At 63.5% G+C, this 22,243-nt stretch carries 22 protein-coding genes; 15 read left to right on the top strand and 7 right to left on the bottom strand.

Going from position 1 to position 22,243, the window contains the following annotated elements:
• The first annotated feature begins 57 nt into the window (after positions 1–57).
• The 8 genes from AABE10_RS02940 (at position 58) to AABE10_RS02905 (ending at position 9,629) form a co-directional block, all read left to right on the top strand.
• Positions 58–1,080, top strand: a complete 1,023-nt coding sequence (locus AABE10_RS02940) for an HpcH/HpaI aldolase/citrate lyase family protein (protein WP_342931784.1) — start codon at positions 58–60, stop codon at positions 1,078–1,080.
• A complete protein-coding gene (prpB, locus tag AABE10_RS02935; RefSeq protein ID WP_342931783.1) occupies positions 1,077–1,991 on the top strand; it encodes a methylisocitrate lyase in 915 nt (304 codons plus the stop codon). The genes AABE10_RS02940 and prpB overlap by 4 nt, the downstream gene beginning before the upstream one ends.
• A 30-nt stretch (positions 1,992–2,021) precedes the next feature.
• Positions 2,022–3,197: a bifunctional 2-methylcitrate synthase/citrate synthase gene (prpC, locus tag AABE10_RS02930; protein ID WP_342931782.1), complete on the top strand. Its 1,176-nt coding sequence runs from the start codon at positions 2,022–2,024 to the stop codon at positions 3,195–3,197.
• 100 nt (positions 3,198–3,297) lie between these two features.
• Complete coding sequence (locus AABE10_RS02925; RefSeq protein ID WP_342931781.1) at positions 3,298–3,786, top strand: hypothetical protein; 489 nt, start codon at positions 3,298–3,300, stop codon at positions 3,784–3,786.
• Positions 3,787–3,808: 22 nt separating this feature from the next.
• Positions 3,809–5,260: a bifunctional 2-methylcitrate dehydratase/aconitate hydratase gene (locus AABE10_RS02920; protein ID WP_342931780.1), complete on the top strand. Its 1,452-nt coding sequence runs from the start codon at positions 3,809–3,811 to the stop codon at positions 5,258–5,260.
• A 49-nt stretch (positions 5,261–5,309) separates the two neighbouring features.
• Positions 5,310–8,027, top strand: a complete 2,718-nt coding sequence (gene acnA, locus AABE10_RS02915) for an aconitate hydratase AcnA (RefSeq protein ID WP_342931779.1) — start codon at positions 5,310–5,312, stop codon at positions 8,025–8,027.
• Between the two features lie 256 nt (positions 8,028–8,283).
• A complete protein-coding gene (locus AABE10_RS02910; protein WP_342932244.1) occupies positions 8,284–8,760 on the top strand; it encodes a ribonuclease in 477 nt (158 codons plus the stop codon).
• Between the two features lie 395 nt (positions 8,761–9,155).
• The gene (locus tag AABE10_RS02905; protein WP_342932243.1) at positions 9,156–9,629 is read left to right on the top strand and encodes a VOC family protein; all 474 of its coding nucleotides are present in this window, start codon (positions 9,156–9,158) and stop codon (positions 9,627–9,629) included.
• A gap of 82 nt (positions 9,630–9,711) precedes the next feature.
• Here the strand turns inward: AABE10_RS02905 and AABE10_RS02900 are convergent, their stop codons facing one another.
• Genes AABE10_RS02900 through AABE10_RS02890 form a run of 3 tightly spaced genes read right to left on the bottom strand, consistent with a single transcriptional unit; the run spans position 9,712 to position 11,437 of the window.
• Positions 9,712–10,290, bottom strand: coding sequence for a lytic transglycosylase domain-containing protein (locus AABE10_RS02900; protein WP_342931778.1), 579 nt, complete (start codon positions 10,288–10,290; stop codon positions 9,712–9,714).
• On the bottom strand, positions 10,290–11,051 hold the full coding sequence (locus AABE10_RS02895; RefSeq protein ID WP_342931777.1) for a TadE family protein: 762 nt from the start codon (positions 11,049–11,051) through the stop codon (positions 10,290–10,292). The genes AABE10_RS02900 and AABE10_RS02895 overlap by 1 nt, the downstream gene beginning before the upstream one ends.
• A 35-nt stretch (positions 11,052–11,086) precedes the next feature.
• A complete protein-coding gene (locus tag AABE10_RS02890; protein WP_342931776.1) occupies positions 11,087–11,437 on the bottom strand; it encodes a DUF192 domain-containing protein in 351 nt (116 codons plus the stop codon).
• A gap of 15 nt (positions 11,438–11,452) precedes the next feature.
• Between AABE10_RS02890 and AABE10_RS02885 the strand changes: the two genes are divergently transcribed.
• Both AABE10_RS02885 and AABE10_RS02880 read left to right on the top strand, forming a co-directional pair.
• On the top strand, positions 11,453–11,833 hold the full coding sequence (locus tag AABE10_RS02885; protein WP_342931775.1) for a response regulator transcription factor: 381 nt from the start codon (positions 11,453–11,455) through the stop codon (positions 11,831–11,833).
• Between the two features lie 13 nt (positions 11,834–11,846).
• Positions 11,847–14,009 (top strand): ATP-binding response regulator, encoded by a 2,163-nt coding sequence (locus AABE10_RS02880; RefSeq protein ID WP_342931774.1) that lies wholly within the window; start codon positions 11,847–11,849, stop codon positions 14,007–14,009.
• 308 nt (positions 14,010–14,317) lie between these two features.
• On the opposite strand, the gene AABE10_RS02875 is transcribed toward AABE10_RS02880, so the two are convergent.
• Together AABE10_RS02875 and AABE10_RS02870 are read right to left on the bottom strand one after the other, a co-directional pair.
• Positions 14,318–14,689 carry an Hpt domain-containing protein gene (locus AABE10_RS02875; protein ID WP_342931773.1) on the bottom strand — a complete coding sequence of 124 codons (372 nt, stop codon included), beginning with the start codon at positions 14,687–14,689 and terminating at the stop codon, positions 14,318–14,320.
• Positions 14,686–15,327 (bottom strand): response regulator transcription factor, encoded by a 642-nt coding sequence (locus AABE10_RS02870; RefSeq protein WP_342932242.1) that lies wholly within the window; start codon positions 15,325–15,327, stop codon positions 14,686–14,688. The genes AABE10_RS02875 and AABE10_RS02870 overlap by 4 nt, the downstream gene beginning before the upstream one ends.
• A gap of 319 nt (positions 15,328–15,646) precedes the next feature.
• Here AABE10_RS02870 and AABE10_RS02865 point away from each other — a divergent pair, with 319 nt between their 5' ends.
• The 5 genes from AABE10_RS02865 to AABE10_RS02845 are packed head-to-tail and all read left to right on the top strand — an operon-like array spanning position 15,647 to position 20,923.
• On the top strand, positions 15,647–16,378 hold the full coding sequence (locus AABE10_RS02865) for a TetR/AcrR family transcriptional regulator (protein ID WP_342931772.1): 732 nt from the start codon (positions 15,647–15,649) through the stop codon (positions 16,376–16,378).
• Complete coding sequence (locus AABE10_RS02860; protein WP_342931771.1) at positions 16,375–17,358, top strand: HlyD family secretion protein; 984 nt, start codon at positions 16,375–16,377, stop codon at positions 17,356–17,358. Before AABE10_RS02865 ends, AABE10_RS02860 begins: the two co-directional genes overlap by 4 nt.
• On the top strand, positions 17,355–18,308 hold the full coding sequence (locus tag AABE10_RS02855; protein WP_342931770.1) for an ABC transporter ATP-binding protein: 954 nt from the start codon (positions 17,355–17,357) through the stop codon (positions 18,306–18,308). Before AABE10_RS02860 ends, AABE10_RS02855 begins: the two co-directional genes overlap by 4 nt.
• Complete coding sequence (locus AABE10_RS02850) at positions 18,305–19,441, top strand: ABC transporter permease (protein WP_342931769.1); 1,137 nt, start codon at positions 18,305–18,307, stop codon at positions 19,439–19,441. The genes AABE10_RS02855 and AABE10_RS02850 overlap by 4 nt, the downstream gene beginning before the upstream one ends.
• Before the next feature lie 12 nt (positions 19,442–19,453).
• Complete coding sequence (locus AABE10_RS02845) at positions 19,454–20,923, top strand: efflux transporter outer membrane subunit (RefSeq protein WP_342931768.1); 1,470 nt, start codon at positions 19,454–19,456, stop codon at positions 20,921–20,923.
• 45 nt (positions 20,924–20,968) lie between these two features.
• Here AABE10_RS02845 and AABE10_RS02840 read toward each other — a convergent pair whose 3' ends face one another.
• On the bottom strand, positions 20,969–21,220 hold the full coding sequence (locus tag AABE10_RS02840) for a GlsB/YeaQ/YmgE family stress response membrane protein (RefSeq protein WP_342932241.1): 252 nt from the start codon (positions 21,218–21,220) through the stop codon (positions 20,969–20,971).
• A gap of 170 nt (positions 21,221–21,390) precedes the next feature.
• The gene (locus tag AABE10_RS02835) at positions 21,391–22,230 is read right to left on the bottom strand and encodes an ABC transporter permease (protein WP_342931767.1); all 840 of its coding nucleotides are present in this window, start codon (positions 22,228–22,230) and stop codon (positions 21,391–21,393) included.
• Positions 22,231–22,243: the final 13 nt, after the last annotated feature.

Genomic DNA, 22,243 nt, shown 5'->3' with positions numbered 1-22,243 from the left:
GAAAACGGACAGAACGCGCCCGAATCGGAATTTTCAAACACGCTCCCGACGCCGACAATGCGCGCACTGACTCCCGCGGAAGTCCTGTTTGACGGCGAAGCGCCGCCTGCTGTGCTGCCTGCCTGCGATCACTACGCGGGCAGCGAAAAGCTGATGCTCAAATCGCTCGCGTTGCAGCAGCAGCTCGGGCCCGTCTTCGATGTCACGCTCGATTGCGAAGACGGCGCGCAAGTGGGCCGCGAGGCGGAGCATGCCGAACTTGTCGCGTCGCTCGTCGGCAGCGAGCACGACCGGTTCCTCCGCGTCGGCGTGCGCATTCACGATTTCAACCACTCGCACTGGCGCGACGACGTGCGCCTCATCTTGCGCGCCGCCAGGCGCGCCCCTGCCTACATCACGCTGCCGAAAGTCCGCAACGTGCCCGATGCCGCCGAAATGTGCGCATTCATCGAGGCCACACGGCGCGAACTCGGCATCGCGAAGCCTGTCCCCGTCCATCTGCTGATCGAAACGCACGGCGCGCTCGCGCGCGTGTTCGATCTCGCCGCGCTGCCGGGCGTCGAGGCGCTAAGCTTCGGCCTGATGGACTTCGTGTCCGCGCACGACGGCGCGATTCCCGATAGTGCGATGCGCTCGCCGGGCCAGTTCGATCATCCCCTCGTGCGGCGCGCGAAGCTCGAGATTTCGGCGGCTTGTCACGCGCATGGCAAAGTGCCGTCGCACAACGTATCGACGGAAGTGCGCGACATGGACGTCGTCGCGAACGATGCGCTGCGCGCGCGCAACGAATTCGGCTACACGCGCATGTGGAGCATCCACCCAGCGCAGATTCCCGCGATCGTGTCGGCCTTTGCGCCGCGCGACGAAGAAATCGCGACGGCGACGGACATCCTGCTCGCCGCGCAATCGGCGCAATGGGGCCCGACGCGCCATCGCGACTCGCTGCACGATCGCGCGAGCTATCGCTATTACTGGTCGGTGCTGCGCCGCGCCCGCTCGACGGGCCGCGCACTACCCGCCGAAGCCACGCCGCTTTTCGGGCCCAACGACACGCCCTCGACGAAGGAGTCCGCATCATGAGCACGACCGCACACACGTCCGCGGGCGCCGCGTTTCGCGCGGCCGTCGCCGCCGAAAAGCCGCTGCAGGTCGTCGGCACGATCAACGCGAATCACGCGCTGCTCGCGCAACGCGCGGGCTTCAAGGCGATCTACGTATCGGGCGGCGGCGTCGCGGCCGGCTCGCTCGGCTTGCCCGATCTCGGCATATCGACGCTCGACGACGTATTGACCGACGTGCGCCGCATCACCGACGTGTGCGATCTGCCGCTGCTCGTCGATGTCGATACGGGCTTCGGCCCGTCGGCGTTCAACATCGCGCGCACCGTGAAGGCGCTGACGAAAGCGGGTGCAGGTGCGATGCACATCGAAGACCAGGTCGGCGCGAAACGCTGCGGACACCGCCCCGGCAAGGCGATCGTGTCGCAGGCGGAAATGGTCGACCGCATCAAGGCAGCCGTCGACGCGCGCACTGAATCGAACTTCGTCATCATGGCGCGCACGGATGCGCTCGCCGTCGAAGGCTTGCAGTCGGCCATCGACCGCGCGGCGGCATGCGTCGAAGCGGGCGCGGACATGATCTTCCCCGAAGCGATGACGGAGCTCGGCATGTACAGGCAGTTCGCGCAGGCCGTGAAAGTGCCCATCCTCGCCAACATCACCGAATTCGGGGCGACGCCGCTCTTTACTGTCGAAGAACTGCGCGGCGCGGACGTGTCGCTAGTGCTGTATCCGCTGTCGGCGTTCCGCGCGATGAACAAGGCAGCCGAAAACGTTTACACGGCCATTCGCCGCGACGGCACGCAAAAGGCCGTCGTCGAGACGATGCAGACGCGGGCCGAACTGTACGACCGCATCGGCTATCACGCATACGAGCAGAAGCTCGACGCGCTGTTCAGCCAGAGCGCGCAGAAAAACGGGCAAGACAACTAACGCAAGCGGCACCTCAAGGAGACCCTCGGCATGAGCGATACGACGCAAGCGGCTGCACCCGAAACGACAAGCGGCTTCAAGCCGAAGAAATCCGTCGCGCTGTCGGGCGTGACGGCGGGCAACACCGCGCTGTGCACGGTCGGCAAGACGGGCAACGACCTGCACTATCGCGGCTACGACATTCTCGACATCGCGGGCGCCTGCGAATTCGAAGAGGTCGCGTATCTGCTGGTGCACGGCAAGTTGCCGAACGTCGCCGAACTCGCCGCGTACAAAACGAAGCTCAAGGCGTTGCGCGGCCTGCCCGCGAACGTGAAGGCCGTGCTCGAATGGATTCCCGCCGCAGCGCACCCGATGGACGTGATGCGCACGGGCGTCTCGGCGCTGGGCACGGTGCTGCCGGAGAAGGACGATCACAACATAGCAGGCGCGCGCGACATCGCCGACCGGCTGATGGCCTCGCTCGGCTCGATGCTGCTGTACTGGTATCACTACTCGCACAACGGCAAGCGGATCGAAGTCGAAACCGACGACGATTCGATCGGCGGCCACTTCCTGCATCTGCTGCATGGCGTGGAGCCGTCGAAGTCGTGGGTGGACGCGATGCACGTATCGCTGAACCTGTACGCGGAGCACGAATTCAACGCATCGACGTTCACGGGCCGCGTGATCGCGGGCACGGGCTCGGATATGTATTCGGCGATCACGGGCGCGATCGGCGCGCTGCGCGGGCCGAAGCATGGTGGCGCGAACGAGGCCGCATTCGAGATCCAGTCGCGCTATCAGACGCCCGATGAAGCGGAAGCGGACATCCGCCGCCGCGTCGACAACAAGGAAGTCGTGATCGGCTTCGGGCATCCCGTCTACACGATCTCCGATCCGCGCAACAAGGTCATCAAGGACGTGGCGAAGAAGCTGTCGAAGGAAGCGTCGAACATGAAGATGTTCGATATCGCCGAGCGGCTGGAAACAGTGATGTGGGACGTCAAGAAGATGTTCCCGAACCTCGACTGGTTCAGCGCGGTGTCGTATCACATGATGGGCGTGCCGACCGCTATGTTCACGCCGCTGTTCGTGATTTCGCGCACGTCCGGCTGGGCCGCGCACATCATCGAGCAACGCATCGACAACAAGATCATTCGGCCGAGCGCGAATTACACGGGTCCGGAGAATTTGAAATTCGTGGCGCTAAATAGGAGAAAATAGCGTCCGCTGTGCGCTCCGGGGTGCGTGCAGCCCCCGGCGGTTGCGATGTTGCAGCCGCGCACTGTTTAAACTCTGAAATTCGATAGAAAGGTTCTCTCCCATGAAAAAACTGCTGATCGCTGCCGTTATTGGCGCTCTGTCCTCGACGCTGCTGGTAACGGCGCCCAGCGCGTTCGCACAATCGACGACGACTCACGCCAAGCCGAAGGCACCGGCGCCGAAGCGCCTGTTCAAGCGCAAGGCCAACCCTGCCAAGGAAGCGAAGGTCGATCCCGTGCCGGAAGGTTCGGAGAAGTGGTCGTGCAACGAAGGTCTGTCGTTCGACCTGAAGGGCGACATGAAGCGTGACCAGATCGTGACCGTCCACTGGGCCAACAAGAACTACAACCTGCCGCGCGAAGCCACGACGACGGGTGCGGACCGCTTCCACGACGCGGCAACCGGCATGGATCTCGTCGTGATCCCGACCAAGGCCATGCTGTTCTCGGACAAGGACAGCTCGCGCCTCGCCGACGAGTGCAAGACGGCAGCCATGGTGCAAGGCTCGCCGGCTCCGACGCAGTCGAACGCCATCAACAAGGCCCAGTAAGCGGGTCGCTCAGGAAACCTCGATGTCCGCACCGATCTCCAACGTCCGCCCAAAACCGGACACAGTACTGGTCGATATCGTCGACTATGTGCTGAATGAAAAGCTCGAGAGCGATCTCGCGCTGGAGACCGCGCGCAATTGCCTCATCGATACGCTCGGCTGCGGACTCGAGGCCCTGTCCTACCCTGCCTGTACCAAGCTGATGGGACCGCTCGTGCCGGGCACGATCGTCCCGAACGGCGCAAAGGTGCCGGGCACGCAGTTCCAGCTGGATCCCGTGCAAGCCGCCTTCGACATCGGCGCGATGATCCGCTGGCTCGACTTCAACGACACCTGGCTCGCGGCCGAATGGGGCCATCCGTCCGATAATCTCGGCGGCATTCTCGCGACGGCCGACTGGCTCTCGCGCACGGCAACCGCGAACGGCAAGAAGCCGCTCGTGATGAAAGACGTCCTGGTCGCGATGATCAAGGCGCACGAAATTCAAGGCTGCATCGCGCTCGAAAACTCGTTCAACAAGGTCGGCCTCGACCATGTGCTGCTCGTGAAGCTCGCTTCGACGGCAGTGGTCGGCCAGTTGATGGGACTCACGCGCGATGAGCTGATCAACGCAGTCTCGCTGGCGTTCGTCGATGGACAATCGCTGCGCACCTATCGCCATGCGCCGAACACAGGCTCGCGCAAGTCCTGGGCAGCGGGCGATGCGACGTCGCGCGCGGTGCGTCTCGCGCTGATCGCGAAGACGGGTGAAATGGGCTATCCGTCGGTCCTGACGGCAAAGACGTGGGGCTTCTACGACGTGCTGTTCAAAGGGCAGCCGTTCAGATTCCAGCGCCCTTACGGCTCGTATGTGATGGAGAACGTACTCTTCAAGATTTCGTTCCCCGCCGAATTCCACGCGCAAACGGCCGCCGAAGCGGCGATGGCGCTGCATGCGCAGATGATCGCGAGCGGCAAGCGTATCGAAGACGTCGCGAAGATCACGATACGCACGCATGAAGCGGCGATCCGCATCATCGACAAGAAAGGGCCGCTCGACAATCCCGCCGACCGCGATCACTGCATCCAGTACATGATTGCCGTGCCGCTCATTTTCGGGCGCCTGACGGCCGCCGATTACGAAGACGCCATCGCGCAGGACCCGCGCATCGACGCGCTGCGCAACAAGATGGAATGCGTCGAAGACCCGCAATTCACGAAGGATTATCACGACCCGGACAAGCGCTCCATTGCGAATGCGCTGACGGTGGAGTTCACCGACGGATCGAAGTTCGACGAGGTGGTCGTCGAATATCCGATCGGTCACAAGCGTCGCCGCGCCGAAGGCATCCCGCTGCTCGTCGAGAAGTTCAGGACGAACCTCGCGCGGCGCTTTCCGGCGAAGCAACAACAAGCGATCCTCGATGTGTCGCTGGACAAGGCAAAGCTAGAAGCGATGCCCGTCAATGAATACGTCGATCTGTACGTCATTTGAGTTCAGAAACGTAGCAACGTCATTTCCTCGAAACCCCAGGACAATTACCATGGCCCACAACCTCCACAAAACGCTCAAGGAATTCGACAGCGGTTCCGGCAAAGGCAAGTTCTATTCGCTGCCGCAGCTCGGTAAGGCACTGAACGTCAAGATCGACCGCCTGCCGGTTTCGATCCGCCTCGTGCTGGAATCGGTGCTGCGTAACTACGACGGCAAGAAGATCTCCGAAGAACACATCGAGCAGCTCGCGAACTGGAAGCCGACGGCTGCACGCGTCGACGAAATTCCGTTCGTAGTCGCGCGCGTCGTGCTGCAGGACTTCACGGGCGTGCCGCTGCTCGCCGACATCGCAGCCATGCGCGGCGTCGCGCAGCGCGCGGGCAAGAACCCGAAGTCGATCGAGCCGCTGGTTCCCGTGGATCTCGTCGTCGACCACTCGGTGCAGATCGACCACTTCCGCGAGAAGGGCGCGCTGGACCTGAACATGAAGCTGGAATTCCAGCGCAACAACGAGCGCTACCAGTTCATGAAGTGGGGCATGCAGGCGTTCGACACGTTCAAGGTCGTGCCGCCGGGCGTCGGCATCGTTCACCAGGTGAACCTCGAATACCTCGCGCGCGGCGTGCACAAGAAGGCCGAGAACGGCGACACCGTGTACTATCCGGACACGCTGGTCGGCACGGACAGCCACACGACGATGATCAACGGCATCGGCGTGGTCGGCTGGGGCGTGGGCGGCATCGAAGCGGAAGCGGGCATGCTTGGCCAGCCGGTGTACTTCCTGACGCCGGACGTCGTCGGCGTGCACCTGAAGGGCAAGCTGCGCGAAGGCGTGACGGCAACGGACCTCGTGCTGACCATCACCGAACTGCTGCGCAAGGAAAAGGTTGTCGGCAAGTTCGTCGAGTTCTTCGGCGAAGGCACGCGCTCGCTGTCGCTGCCGGACCGCGCGACGATCGGCAACATGGCGCCGGAATACGGCGCGACGATGGGCTTCTTCCCCGTCGACGAAAAGACGATCGACTACTTCAAGGGCACGGGCCGCACGCAAGCGGAAATCTCGGCGTTCGAAAACTACTTCAAGGCGCAGGAACTGTTCGGCGTGCCCGACGCTGGCGACATCGACTACACGAAGGTCGTCACGCTCGATCTGGGCACGGTCGCGCCGTCGCTGGCCGGTCCGAAGCGTCCGCAAGACCGCATCGAGATCACCAACGTCAAGTCGACGTTCACCGACCTGTTCTCGAAGCCCGTCAACGAAAACGGCTTCGCGAAGAAGGCTGAAGACCTGAACGCGCAATACACGACGAGCAACGGCGTCAACGTGAAGAACGGCGACATTCTGATCGCCGCGATCACGTCGTGCACGAACACGTCGAACCCGAGCGTGCTGCTGGCAGCCGGCCTGCTGGCGAAGAAGGCCGTCGAAGCCGGTCTGGAAGTGGCGCCGCACATCAAGACGTCGCTGGCTCCGGGATCGCGCATCGTCACCGAGTACCTGACGAAGACGGGCCTGCTGCCCTACCTCGACAAGCTCGGCTTCACGCTGGCCGCATACGGCTGCACGACCTGTATCGGCAACGCGGGCGACCTGACGCCGGAACTGAACGAGTCGATCACGAAGAACGATATCGTCGCGGCCGCCGTGCTGTCGGGCAACCGCAACTTCGAAGCGCGCATTCACCCGAACATCCGCGCGAACTTCCTGGCATCGCCGCCGCTGGTCGTCGCTTACGCGATCGCGGGCAACATCACGCGCGACCTGATGACCGAGCCGGTCGGCAAGGGCAAGGGCGGCAAGGACATCTACCTCGGCGACATCTGGCCGTCGAGCGAAGAAGTCAACGCGCTGCTGAAGTACGCACTGGACGCCGACGCTTTCCGCACGAACTACTCGCAGCTCACGAAGAAGGGTGATCTGTGGAGCAAGATCGAAGGCGAAGAAGGCCAGGTCTACGACTGGCCGAAGTCGACGTACATCGCTGAGCCGCCGTTCTTCGGCAACGACTTCTCGATGGAGCCGGCCTCGAGCATCGCTGCCGTGAAGGGCGCGCGCGCACTGGGCATCTTCGGTGACTCGGTCACGACCGACCACATCAGCCCGGCCGGCTCGATCAAGGAAGACTCGCCCGCAGGCAAGTGGCTGAAGGAAAACGGCGTGCAGAAGGCCGACTTCAACAGCTACGGCTCGCGCCGCGGCAACCACGACGTGATGATGCGCGGCACGTTCGCGAACGTCCGCATCAAGAACCTGATGATCCCGGCGAAGGCGGACGGCACGCGCGTCGAAGGCGGCCTGACGATTCACCAGCCGAGCGGCGAACAGCTGTCGATCTACGACGCAGCGATGAAGTACATCGCGGCAAACACGCCGACCATCGTGTTCGCGGGCGAAGAGTACGGCACGGGCTCGTCGCGCGACTGGGCGGCGAAGGGCACGCAACTGCTGGGCGTGAAGGCGGTTGTCGCGCGCAGCTTCGAGCGCATCCACCGTTCGAACCTCGTCGGCATGGGCGTTCTGCCGCTGCAGTTCAAGGGCTCGGATAGCATCCAGTCGCTGAACATCACGGGCGAAGAAACGTACGATGTCGAAGGTCTCGGCGACGACTTCAAGCCGCAACAGGAAGTCACGCTGGTGATCCATCGCAAGGACGGTTCGGAGCAGCGCGTCCCCGTTCTGCTGCGTATCGATACGCCGATCGAAGTCGACTACTACAAGCACGGCGGTATCCTGCCGTTCGTGCTGCGCTCGCTGCTCGCAGCGTAAGCTATCGCTTTGCAGGTGCTGCGTTCTCGTCGAGGACGCAGTGACTTTTAAGAGCCCGGTTATGCCGGGCTTTTTTTTCGTTTGCGCGCGATGGAAATGCATGCAGTCGGCCAATTTCGCCGTGAGCTGCGCGTGGTCCGCGTTGTCGAGTAAAAAGTTCCTGTTTCCGGCCGAACGTTGATTCGCTCTGCCATTAGCGATACCCTTGACCCGTTCGTCGTCGTCGAATGCTGGTCAACCCGGAGGCAACCGTTTCGTGAAGCGAGCGTGGGCTTTCTCCTGCATCCTTGCCTTGAGCGCGATCCTCGGCGGATGCGACAAGAACGGATCGCAAAACGCGACCAAGGAACCGGACGCATCCGCGAGTCAGGCGGCCGGTCAGCCTGGGCAGGCCGCGAGCAACACACTCGCCGCGTCGGGGGCGCAGCAGCGGAGCGCGCCGGCGGCCGTCACCAAGGCGCAGCTGCCGGGTGAAGCGGCGGAAACACTGCGTCTGATCAAAGCGGGCGGCCCTTTCCCTTTTGGCGAGGACGGGGTCCTGTTCCGCAACAGCGCGGGATTGCTGCCCGAGCATCCGCGCGGCTACTACCACACCTATACGGTTCGCACGCCTGGCTCGAAGGATCGCGGGCTGCGCCGCGTCGTATGTGGCGGACCGCGCAAGCAGACCAGTGATTGCTACTACACCGACGATTACTACGTCAGTTTCAAGCGCATCACAGATAGCCAATGAATGTCCATGACGGCCTGTTTTTGCGTTGCGAAAGCGCGGTAAGAAAACGGAATCACGCGATATAGCGCCGCGCCGCCGAGGAATGCGGTTTGCTGCGACGCCGTATGACGCTCACGCTCTGGCGGCCGCTGAGCATGCACATCATGACGACCGCATCCGCTTCAGTTTGTCTTTGTCTTTGGATGACGGATCTCTGTCTCGTTCGTCGTCACGGTGAGTCCTTTTAGCGACTGCGCGAATCTTCCCTGCCTACCCTCATCGCCGGCGCTGACGAAAAAAGCGAAACGCTGTTTCCCGGCGTGTCGAATTTGATAGTCTTCGTTCGTCGTCTCTACGGCAGCATGCAGCATGCGGCTTTGCCACCGCATCGCCCCAACACTGACAGGAGATTTGCCATGAAGATTCAGAAGATCACGCCGTTTCTCTGGTACTCCAACGAAGCGGAGGAGGCCGCTGCTTTCTATGCGGGTATCTTTCCGGACTCGCGCGTCATCCGGGTCACTGGGGTGCCGAGCGCCGGCGCCACGAAAGTCGTCGAGTTCGTTCTCTTCGGGCAGCCCTTCTATGCGATGAGCTCCGGGCAGCCCGATCCGTTCAACCCGTCGATATCTCTGCTGGTCAGTTGCGACGACCAGGCAGAACTCGACCGCTATTGGAACGCCCTTCTCGAGGGCGGCGGCTCGACCCAGGCGTGCGGCTGGCTGAAAGACCGCTTCGGCATTTCGTGGCAGATCGTGCCGAACGATCTCATCCCGATGATCGCAGACCCCGATCCCGTCAAGGCGAAGCGCGTCGCAGAGACCATGATGACGATGATCAAGTTCGATGTCGCCACGTTGAAAGCCGCCTATGCGGGGACGGCGAGCTGACAAGCAGCGCAAGCCCTCTGCATTGCGCGCAAGAGAGAGCGCCGGCCGGCTTTATCCACTTCGCCAGCCGACGCTCATCGCACTACCGCTGATAAAACGCCACGCGCTCCATCACCCGCTCCACATAGCGCCGCGTCTCCGCATACGGCGGAATCCCGCCGCCGCACTTTCGCACCGCACCCTCGCCCGCGTTATACGCCGCAAGCGCCAGCGAAACATCGCCGAACGTCGCAAGCAACGCATCGAGCAAACGCGCGCCCGCCAGAAGGTTCTGCCCGGGATCGAACAGATCGTCCGCGCCCTGCTGCCTGCCTGTTTGCGGCATCACTTGCATCAAGCCCGTTGCGCCTTTCCGCGACACCGCAAACGGATTGCCGCCCGACTCGACATCGATGACGGCCATCAGCAGCGCTCTGTCGACGCCGACACGCTTCGCAATGTCATCGACGAGCGGCGTCCACGCCAGCACCCTCGACAATGCACCACGCGGGCCCGTTGGCGCCGCAAGCGACGCGTCCAGTTCGATCACCAGCGACTGCCCGGCCGCATCGCCGCCCTTCAATCCGCCGATGACCATCTCGACGCGTCCGCCTGCCCGCGCATCATCGACATCACCGATCACGACGATCGCCAGCAACGCGAGCAACACGACACGCAGCATCAACGCGCCGTCACGGTAGCCGCATCGTTGGCCGCGTCTGCGCGAAACGGCGACTGCATCCGCACGATCGCCCCGGATTCCAGCGCAATCGGCCAGCGCTGGCTCTGCAATCCATCGGCGAGCGTCGTCCGGCACACGCTGTCGGGCCGGCGCGGCGATCCATACGCATCGACGTCTGCGTCAGCGGGTCCACGCGAAAACAGGCCATTCGCAGCGACGTTGCCGATCACGTTCGTCGCGTAGTACATGATCCTGTTGACCAGAGGCACGACCAGATCGAAGCAGTAGTGCACGCGCAGCTTCAGCAGATTCGCATCCTGCACATTCACGTTCGACTCCATGCCAGGAGACGCATCGCGATACATCAGCGTATCGTTCGGAATCTCTTCGTGCGTGATGCCCTCGTCGGGATAGAAGCGCGTGCGCGCGAAGTCACGCGTCATCGCGGCCGTCGGGCTGACAATCGCAATCGACGCCGCCTTCGTCACCGCGCTTCGCGCCGCAAGCATGGCCGATTGCACGCCCCGCGCATCGGCATGCCGCGCATACAACGGCGCGAGACCGCGAGCGAGACCTGCCTGCATCGCCTGCATCGATCCATGATTCACCGCCCCATCACGCGCCGCTTCGAGCACGGCAACGTCAAGCGTCGACTTCGCCTGATACAGCAGCACGAACTGCACGGTCGCGAAACCGAAAAACAGCAGCAGCGGCGCGACGATCAGAAATTCCGTCATCGCCTGCCCTGTCATGCGTCTCATGTGTCTCATGCATCGCTTGCGCATGTATTCATGCGTCACGGCAGCGCCCTCCATGCGAGCCTGTCGCCGATACCGATACCGCACACATGCGCCGCGTTCGCGTTCATCTCCAGCACGCTGCGCGCGCGCCAGCAAAACAGCATGCGTCCACGTTGCACGTTGCAATGGATCGCCACCACGCGATTGCGATCGTCGATAAAGACTACGTCGATCGAAAAGCGCATGCCGAACGTATGCACCGCATTGCACGGTTCGAGCCACAGCGCCTGCGTCGCATCGAGACATGAGCGGCCGAGCAACCCATGCAGGCGTTCGAACGCGTGTTCGGTCACGTCGAGCGCGATGCGCGTCGACTCTCCGCGATGAATCAGGCGCGCGCGTTTCATAGCAACCCCTCCTGCATGAACTTCATCGCGATCGGAAAGCCGGATCACGTGATGGCCGGTCACACGCAACAGGCGGGAGCGAACGGCTACATCAGCAAAGGCCGCGAAATGGCGGAGATGCTGACGGCCGCGCGCACCGTGTTGCTCGGCTTCGACTGTTTCCCGGCGCATGCGCAGAATGCGAGCCGGAACAGCGGCTTGGAAGTACTGTCGCCGCGCGAGATGGAAGTGCTGCAGTATCTTGCGCGCGGCGTCAGCAACAAGGAGATTGCGAGCCGGCTGTTTCTCAGCGACAAGACAGTGAGCACGTATAAGACGCGGCTGTGCGAAAAATTGGGGCTATCGTCGCTGGCCGCGCTGATCGAGTTCGCGTCGCTGCACAAGCTGATCGACTGACACGGTCGCGAGCATGACACTCCGCCGCGCGACAGACGCGCTCTCGTTTCCGGTGCGCACGGTCGGCGGCTCGTCGCTTGCGTGCGCGCTGTCGCTGTTCGGCGCGCTCGCGGCGTACTGCGGTCCGCTCGCGGGTGCGTCGGCGGCGGCAACGCTGCTGCTGGCGCGCGCGCTGCACGTCATCGCCAGAAACGGCGCGGCGCACCGCGCGCTCTCGCTCGTCAACGAAAAGCTGAGCGCGTCGCTGCGCCTCACGCGGGAAGACAACAAAGCGCTCGCGGCCGAAATCGCGCGCGCGGCTGACGAAGCCGGGCAGGCAGCCCGAGCCGAGGCACTCGAAGAACAGGTCCGGACATTGGCGCGCACGAGGCGCGCGATCGTGCCGCCCATGCGGGCATTGAACGACGCCGCGCGTTTCGCCGACGCAACCGGCGTACCGTTCGCCGCGCGCCAGGCGACGCGTGCATCGCGTGTCTATCGTCACGCTGCGCAGACGCTCGCGCAGGTCGCCGGCGACGCGCTCGACATGCTCCCGCCGGACGAGCGCAACGTCGTGCTCGATGAAGATGCCGTCGATCTGCGCGAACTGTTCGACGCGGCCGCGCTGCTCCTGGCGCCCGTCGCGGCGGCCAAGCGGATGCGGATGCAAATATGCATCGACCGCTCCGTCGCGGCGTGCGTGCTGGCCGACGCAACTCGCCTTGGGCAGATTCTGTTCGCCCTGCTGGCCTACGCGATCGAAGAAGCCGACGCCGGCACCCTCACCGTCGCCGCGCGCGCGGAATCGCTGAATGCGGGTGCGCAACGCATCGTGATCGGCATCAACGGACCGGCGGGCGCAACGTCGACAACGCCGGCAACGTCCACGACGCGCGGCGCGCGCAACGGGCGCTCCGGCACGCATCCGGCCGTGGCCGAATCGGCGGACTTCCGCGCGCATCCCGATCTCGCGCTATGCCGTGCGATCGCGCGACGAATGGGCGGCGACATCACCGTTTTGCAGGGCCGAAGCGTCGGCGTGTGCGTCGCGATCCATGCGCCGTTCACGATCGAGCGCCACGACTGGCCGGTGCTCGAGCACGAGCGCCGCTGGGCCACCGTCGATCTCGACACTTACGAAGACCGGCAGGCACTGTGCGAACTGCTGAAGAAGCTGGGCGTCACCGCGCTGCCCTCCGACGCAAAGCCGCCCGTGCGCATCGACTATCACTTTGCTGCCGCATCGCGGCCGCCGTCGCCTCATGGCGCGAAGCGCACGATCGTGATGACGCGCGATGCGCTGCCGGGCGGCATCCGGGAGGCAGGCAACGGCGTCGAACTGTCGCTCAGCCCGCTGTCGTGGACGGCGCTCCGGCGCGTCTGCGATACGCGCGACGAAACGCTGCCCACGCGAGCCGTGCCGTTGCGCGCGCAAGTCCGTTCCTCTTCTGGACGACCGACCATTCTCGTCACCGACGACAACGAAGTGAACCGCAAAGTGCTCGCGCGTCAACTCGACGTGCTCGGCTATCGCTGCATCGCGGCCTGTTCGGGCGAAGAGGCGCTCGACGTGCTGGCTCGCGAGCGCATCGATCTGCTGATCACCGATCTGCAGATGCCCGGCATGGACGGCGTCGAGCTCGCGCGCCACGTCCGCGCAATGTTCAGCACGTGCCGCGAGCCGCTGCCCATCATCCTGCTGTCCGCGAATCCCGACACGAAAGCAACGAACGGCAGCGAACGCGCGATGTTCGGCGCGATTCTCGTCAAGACGGCCAGCCTGGGCACGATCGACGCGTGCCTCAAGCGTCTGCTTCCAGCGAGCGCGCAAGATCGCGCTGCACCGCCTGGGCGGCGCCTCGAAGCGTACGACTTCACCGCGCTCGATTCGCTCGCCGAGCAGGGCGTGGACGTCGACGGCTTGCTGCGCGACTGGCGCAAGTCGATGGACGACGATCTGGCCCGACTCGAACGATGCCGCGCGTCCGGCGACGCGCAAGGCATCAGCAGCGTGTTGCACAAGCTCGCCGGGGCAGTCGGCATCGTCGGCGGCCGAGGCATGATGAACGCGTTGCAGCGGGCGAGCGCCGCGCAGCAGCCGGTCGATGGCGGATTGCTCGATGGGCTCGTCGATCAAATGAAATCGCTGATGACGGAACTCGACTGCTCCCGCGCGCGCTGGACATTCAGGCCATAAGCAGCAGCGCCGACAGACGGCGCAACACGCGCGATAAAGGCAACAAAAAGAAAAAGCGACCCAATAACGAAACGACAAAAGGCCCGCAGAATGCGGGCCTGAAATTCCGCGAATCACGGTGGAGACGATCAGAGAACCGTGCGCGGTCAGCGCGGCTGATTCGTGCAACCTCGGGGAAAGCTGCTCAGTCGCGCTAATGACCAGTATAGAGCGCGATTTTGTCTGTGCAGGAGAAAATGCCTGCCTTTGCGCTAACAAGTATTAATTGCCGCATGCGCAATGATAGGCACAAGGCGCCCATTCGCCTGTCATGTCTGCGAGGTCAACAAGTCGGTGAGCTGTTCGTTCAGTTGATCGACCGCTTCCGCCACGAATGGAAGCAGCGCGACGACCGTCAGCGCATCGCGCTCGAATGCCGCGCGCTCCAGGCGCCGCGCCAGCGAGATTTCGCGGCTGCGTCGCAGCATGCCCAGCGAACCGGCGAGTCGATGAGCGGCACGGCCCAGATCGTCCCATGCTTCGCTATGGCGGGCCGCGATCATGAACACGAGCGTTGCGCGATTCGTCTCGATCAGCGCACACGTCACGTCGCGCGCAACGGTGTGATCGCCCAGCGCGAGGGCATCGATTTGCGCGCGCAGCGTGCAGTCGAAAGCGGTGCACATGGGAAGCGACGTCATTGTTGCGCGGCCGTGATGCCACAACGCCGCGCGAAATCGACCAGCTCGACGAGCGTCTCGACGCCCACCTTGTTCATCAGCCGGGTCTTGTGACTGCTGACCGTCTTGTTGCTGATGAAGAGCGCATCGCCGATCGACTTGTTGGACATGCCCTTGGCCAGCATCTGCAGGATCACGAGTTCCTTGTCGGACAGCATGTCGAGCTTGTCGGCTCCCGCAACGGCATGGGCGGACCCGGAACCGTTCGCGCACGGCACGACGGGAAACACGCTATAGCCCGACAACACCGCCTCCACGCTGCGCATGATTTCCTTCACGTCCTGGAGCTTGCTGACGAAACCCTGCGCGCCTGCCCGCATCGCGCGAGTCACGAAAGTGGCCGCATCGTGGCTCGATAGAATCAGCACGCGCATGCCGGGATGCGCGGCTTTCAGACGGGAAAGAACATCGAGGCCATTTATTCGCGGAATATCCAGATCGAGAATAGTGAGATCAGGCGCGAATTGACGCGCCATTTCCATTGCCGCCTGACCGTTGTCCGCTTCAAATACTTCCTGCGTACCGAGCAATTGCAATAGATGAGTCTTGATAACAAGGCGAAATGCAGGATGATCGTCCACGATTAATATAGAAGCCAACTCCCGTTCTCCAGATATCTCTTTGATCGCGCGCTCGTCAATTTCGCGGACTCCTGACAAATCGCCGCACGCCACTTTACGGGAAGATTCTAATTCATTATTGACGCATTCAGTCTGCGGAATATTCCGCATTCTTCATTGCATATTCAACCCGAATGTTATCCAGCGTGGCAATAAATACCCCGCGCATAAAAAAGTAAATCAGCCGGGCAAAATCTGGCTCTCCGGGATAGGCGAGCGTGTCGAACCCGAAGCAGCGCGTCGGACTTCAGGTAAACCCGCTTGAATTTAACTAACTCGTCAATTAAGCTTGCCTCTCATGAACCCGAAGCGTCCACCGGCCAAACCGCGCGGCCGGCGCCCCGTCGTCGAGAACTTCGACGTGCGCGAACATCTGCTCGACACGGCCACGCGCCTGTTCTCCGAGCGCGGCATCGCCGCGACCACCGTCGCGCAGATCGCCACGGCTGCGGGCGTCACGTCCGCGCTCGTGCACTACTACTTCACGAACCGCGAAACGCTGCTCGATGCGATCGTCGAAGAGCGGCTCGCGCCGTCCATCGGCTTCGTATGGAGCGCCGCAGGCGACGATTCGAACCCCGATCCGTTCGCGATGGTCAACGATCTCGTCGCGCGCCTTTTCGACGTCACGCGCCGCATGCGGTGGTTGCCGCCGCTGTGGCTGCGCGAGGTCATCAACGAAGGCGGCATGTTGCGCGAGCGCATGCTCACGCGCATTCCGTTCGACAACATCAAGCGCTTCGGCGCGCGCATCATGCAGGCGCAGCAGGCGGGCGAAGTGAACGCCGAACTCGATCCCCTGCTGATGTTCAACTCGATCCTCGCGCTCGTGATGCTGCCGCAAGCGGCCGCGAAGGTATGGCAAAGCATTCGCGGCTTCCCCCCGATCGAGGGCGAGACGCTGCAGCGGCACGCGACGGCGCTGCTGCTGGGCGGCATGCGTCCGCGCGCAACAGCTGCCGACAAAGCGCCTGACGTTCGAGCAGCGCGCAAGACCACGCGGCGCGCCACCACGAGGTCCAGATCATGACGCAGTCCCGTTCATCCGCGAACACGCTGCGGCTATTCGTCGTGTTCATTGCGTTGGTCGGATGCAGCGCGCTCGGTGCATGCTCGCATCGCGACGACAACACATGGCAAGGCTATGTCGAAGGCGAATTCGTGTATCTCGGCTCGTCGCAATCGGGCAAGCTGACGCAGCTCGACGTCGCGCGCGGCGACGAGATCGCCGTGAACGCGCCCGTGTTCGCGCTCGAATCCGTCGACGAAGCGGCCGCGCTGCAACAGGCACAGCAACAGCTCGCCGCGGCCCGCGCACAGCTCGCGGATATCCAGACGGGCAAGCGCCCGCCCGAAATCGACGTGACCAAAGCGCAGCTTGCGCAGGCCATCGCGAATGCGCGCAAGGCGGCGCTGCAACTGACGCGCGACGACGCGCAGTATCGCGTCGGCGGCATTCCGAAGGGACAGCTCGACGATTCGCGCGCCGCTGCCGATGCCGCGAACGCGCAGGTGCGCGAGCTCACGCATGAAGTCGACGTCGCGCGCCTGCCTGGGCGTTCGCAGCAACTGACCGCGCAGGCGGCGCAAGTCGACGCGGCGCAGGCCTCCGTCGCGCAGGCGCAATGGAAGCTCGACCAGAAGCGCGTGAACGCGCCCGCGCAAGGCCGTGTCTACGACACGCTGTACCGCGTCGGCGAATGGGTGCAGGCGGGCAGCCCCGTCGTGCAGATGCTGCCGCCGCAGAACGTGAAGGTGCGCTTCTTCGTGCCGGAGACGCTGGTCGGTTCGCTTCAGCCTGGCCGCGCGCTGACCATTCATTGCGACGGCTGCGCATCGGACGTGAGCGCGAAGATCACCTATGTGTCGAGTTCGTCCGAATACACGCCGCCCGTCATCTACAGCAACGAGAGCCGCGGAAAACTCGTGTTCATGATCGAAGCGCGCCCGTCCGTCGACGACGCGCCGCGCCTGCATCCCGGCCAGCCCGTTTCGGTGAGCTTGCGATGAACACGCAAAACGCAACGCTCGCCATCGACGTGCACAACCTGAACAAGCATTTCGGCGACAGGCACGTCGTCAACGATGTGACGCTGCAGGTCGCGCGCGGCGAAATCTTCGGCTTTCTCGGACCGAACGGCAGCGGCAAGACGACGTCGATCCGCCTGATGTGCGGACTGCTCACGCCGGACTCCGGCAGCGGCACGTGCCTCGGCTACGACATCGTGCGCGAGAGCGCGCAGATCAAGCGCAATGTCGGCTACATGACGCAGCGCTTTTCGTACTGGGACGATATGACGATTCGCGAGAACCTCGATTTCGTCGCGCGCATCTATCAGATGAAGAACCGCAAGGAGAAAGTCGATCGCGCGCTCGAAACGCTCGGCCTGCAAACGCGCGCAGGCCAGATGACGGGCGCGCTGTCGGGCGGCTGGAAACAGCGGCTCGCGCTCGCCGCGTGCATGTTGCACGAGCCGAGGCTGCTGCTGCTCGACGAGCCGACTGCGGGCGTCGATCCGACCGCGCGCCGCGACTTCTGGGAAGAGTTGCATCGTCTCGCGGCGCAAGGCATATCGGTGCTCGTGAGCACGCACTACATGGACGAAGCGGAACGCTGCCACAAGCTCGCGTACATCGCTTACGGCAAGCTGCTCGCGCAAGGCAGCGCGCAACAGGTGATCGATTCGCAGGCGCTCGCCACGTGGGCGATTCACGGCGAGCGGCTGACCGACCTGTCGGAACGGCTGCGCAACACGCCGGGCGTCGACCAGACCGTCGTATTCGGCTCCGCGCTGCACGCGAGCGGCCACGATCATGCGGCGCTCGAAAAGGCCATCCGGCAGGCGACGTCCGGCATGTCCGTGCGTATCGAGCCGATCGACACCGGACTCGAAGACGTGTTCATCTACATGATGAGCCGCTCGACCGACAACTACGCGCACGTGGGCAAGCCATCGTGAACCGCTTCTTTTCCGTCACGCGCTGGTGGGGCATCGTGCTGAAGGAATTCGTCCAGTTGAGGCGCGACCGCATCACGTTCGGCATGATCGTCGGCCTGCCGATTCTTCAGCTCGCGCTGTTCGGCTTCGCGATCAACACCGATCCGAAGCACCTGCGCACGGCCGTCATCGTCAGCGACGACAGCCCGTTCTCGCGCAGCTTCGTCGCGGCGATGCAGAACTCCGACTACTTCAATATCGTCGAGACGCTGCCCGACGATGCGGCCGGACGGCATGCGCTCGCGCAAGGCAACGTGCAGTTCGTCGTGTCGATACCCGTCGATTTTTCGCGTCGGCTGTTGCGCGGCGAACGGCCCGCGCTGCTGGTCGAAGCCGACGCAACCGATCCGACGGCGACGCAAGCGCCCCTCGCCGCGCTGCCCGGTCTCGTGCAATCGGTCGCGGACAAGGACATCACGGGACCGCTCGCGCATCTGAACGGCGCGCCCGCCGCGTTCGACGTGCAGATCCACAAGCTGTACAACCCCGAAGGCATCACGCAATACAACGTCGTGCCGGGGCTGATGGGCACGATCCTCACGCTGACGATGGTCATGATGACGGGCCTCGCGATGACGCGCGAACGCGAGCGCGGCACGATGGAAAATCTGCTCGCAACGCCCGTTCTGCCGCTCGAAGTAATTGCGGGCAAGCTGGTGCCGTACATCGCGATCGGACTCGTGCAGTCGTCGATCATCCTGGTCGCAGCGCGCTACGTCTTTCATGTGCCGTTCGTCGGCAGCCTGATTGCGCTCTATGTGGCCGCGCTGCTTTTCATCGCGGCGAACCTGACGGTCGGCATCACGCTGTCGTCGATTGCGCAGAACCAGTTGCAGGCGATGCAGCTCACCGTCTTCTACTTTTTGCCGAGCCTGCTGCTGTCGGGCTTCATGTTTCCTTTCGCGGGCATGCCCGTGTGGGCGCAATGGATCGGCAATCTGCTGCCTCTCACGTACTTCAATCGCCTCGTGCGCGGCATTCTTCTGAAGGGCAACGGCTGGGTGGACCTGTGGCCTTCCGTGTGGCCCGTCGCGATCTTCACGGTCATCGTGCTGGCGATTGCAGTGCGCTTCTACCGGCGCACGCTCGACTAGGAGGACTCGATCATGAAACGCTGCGTCCTCGTCGCTGCGCTTCTGTTGGGCGGTTGCGCCGCCGGCCCGGATTTCCATGCGCCCTCCGCGCCCGATGCGCAGTCCTATGCGCGCGAAACGCTGCCTGCTTCGACGCAGGCAGCCGGCGCGACGCAAACGCTCGTCGCCGCCGATCACGCGTTGCCGGCGTGGTGGACGCAATTTCGTTCCGACGCGCTCAACCGTCTCGTCGATACAGCGCTACAGCAAAGCCCGACGCTCGACGAAGCGCGCGCGAAGCTCGTCGAAGCGCGCGAAAACTATGTCGCGCAAGCGGGCGCGACGCAGTTTCCGACAATCGACGCGAAGCTTTCCGGCGCGCGCCAGAAAGTCGATCCGGCGGCGTTCGGCATTCCCGTGCCGAGTCCGGGGCCGTTCACGCTGTTCAATGCGTCGGTGAGCGTGTCGTATTTGCTCGATGTTTTCGGCGGCAACCGGCGCGCGCTCGAAGCACTGCTCGCGCAGGTCGATTATCAGACGTACGAACTCGATGCCGCGCGTCTGACGCTCGCGGGCAATGTGGTATCGACGGCGATCCGGCGCGCGTCGCTGCAACAGCAATTCGCGCTGACCGAGCAACTCGCCGATGCACAGGCGCAACAGCTGAAAATCATCGAAGGACGCTATGCGGCGGGTGGCGTCGCGGAACTCGACGTGCGCACGCAGCGCACGCTGCTCGCACAGACGCGGGCAGAGCTTGCGCCGCTCGCGACGCAACGCGCGCAGGCCGATCATCAGCTGGCGATTCTGCTCGGCGTGGCGCCGTCGAACGCGGATTTCAACGACATCACGCTCGACGCGCTGCATGTGCCCGACAGCGTGCCCGTCACGCTGCCGTCGACGCTCGCGCGCGAACGCCCCGATATCCGCGCATCGGAAGCGCTGCTGCACCAGGCGAGCGCGAACGTCGGCGTCGCGACAGCGAATCTTTATCCGCAGTTCGTGGTGTCGGCGGGTGTGGGTTCCGAGCGCACACGCATCGAGGATATCGTCAACGGCATGAACATCTGGAACATCGGCCTGAATTTGACGCAGCCGATCTTTCACGGTGGCGAACTGCACGCGAAGAAACGCGCCGCGCAAGCCGCTTACGATGCGGCTCTCGCGTCGTACCGGCAGACCGTGCTACAGGCGCTGCAACAGGTCGCCGATACGCTGCATGCGTTGAACGACGATGCGGATGGACTGCAGGCGCGCGACGACGCGGCGTCGGAGGCGCAAGCGAGTGTGAAGATCGCGCAGGCGCGCTATTCGGCGGGTGGTGTCAGCCAGTTCGGCTTGATCGATACGCAACGCCAGGCGTTGCAGACGGCGATCGACCGGACGCGGGCACAGGGCGATCGTCTTGCGGATACGGCTGCGCTGTTTCAGGCGTTGGGCGGCATGACGCCCGTTGCATCCGTTGCGCCCGTTGCGACCGTTGACCAGGCGGCGAGGCGGTGACGCGAAGCGCGGACGGCTACAGCGCACACCACCCGCGCCGCGCCGTCACCGACGCTTGATGAGGCGAATGATGAACAGCAGGATGACCGCGCCGACAAAAGCCGTGGCAATCGAGCCGATCCATCCGTTGCCGAGCGAGATATGCAGCACGCCCGACAGCCAGCCGCCGATAAACGCGCCCGCAATCCCGACGACGATATCGATCAGGACGCCGAAGCCGCCGCCATCCACGAGCACGCTGGCAAGCCAGCCCGCCACGCAGCCGATGATCAACCACGCAATGATTCCGTGTTCCATAGTTTTCCCAGGTTTGTATTGCAGCTGTTGGAACGAGTCCACGACGATGCCGTAACCCGCTTTCGTTGACGCCACTGATGGAGTCAGCGTGGGTTGTACAGCAGCGTTCAACCTGGGTTGTGAACGTTTGTCAAAGCGGAGGTTTGACGGACGCATGGCGGCAAGCGCCCCTATACCGCCACTGCCCGCGCCGCATTCCTGCCGCGCAGCCATTCGAGCGCGAGCAGCAGGCACGTGGAAAACACAATGAGGATCGTTGCGAGCGCTGCGATCGTCGGGCTGATGTTCTCGCGAATGCCCGTGAACATCTGACGCGGCAGCGTCGTCTGATCCGCGCCCGCGAGGAACAGCGTGACGACCACTTCATCGAACGACGTCGCGAACGCGAACAGCGCGCCCGAGATCACGCCCGGCGCAATGACGGGCAACGTGATATTGAAGAATGTCTTCACGGGGCTCGCGCCGAGCGACAAACTCGCGCGCACGAGGTTGTAGTTGAAGCCCTGCAACGTCGCGGCTACCGTCGTCACGACGAACGGCACGCCCAGCGACGCGTGCGCCATGATCAGCCCGATATACGTATTGGCCAGTCCCAGCGGCGCAAAGAACAGATACATGCCGACGCCGACTACCACCACGGGCACGATCATCGGCGAAATCAGCACCGCCATCAGCAGCGCCTTGCCCTTGAAATTCGCCTTGGTGAGCCCGATCGCCGCGAGCGTGCCGAGCACGGTGGCGAACACCGTCGCGGACGGCGCAACGATAAAGCTGTTCTTTGCGGCCATGCGCCATTCGTCTGAAGCGATCAGGTTCTGATACCAGCGCAGCGACCAGCCCGGAATCGGATAGACAAGGAAAGTGCTCGACGAAAACGATAGCGGCACGATCGCGAGCACGGGCAGGATCAGATACAGCAGCGTCAGCACGGCAAGCCCGCGCAACGTGAAGTACCACACGCGCTCGATCATCGACGTGTGCGGCGCGAACATCGGTTTGGCCATTTTCATCGCGTGCTCCTTG

The sequence above is a fragment of the Paraburkholderia diazotrophica genome, from assembly GCF_038900755.1.
GTDB lineage: Bacteria > Pseudomonadota > Gammaproteobacteria > Burkholderiales > Burkholderiaceae > Paraburkholderia > Paraburkholderia diazotrophica_A.
The sequence above is the reverse complement of the archived record's forward strand: the minus strand, read 5'-3'. Positions and strand labels throughout refer to the sequence as shown.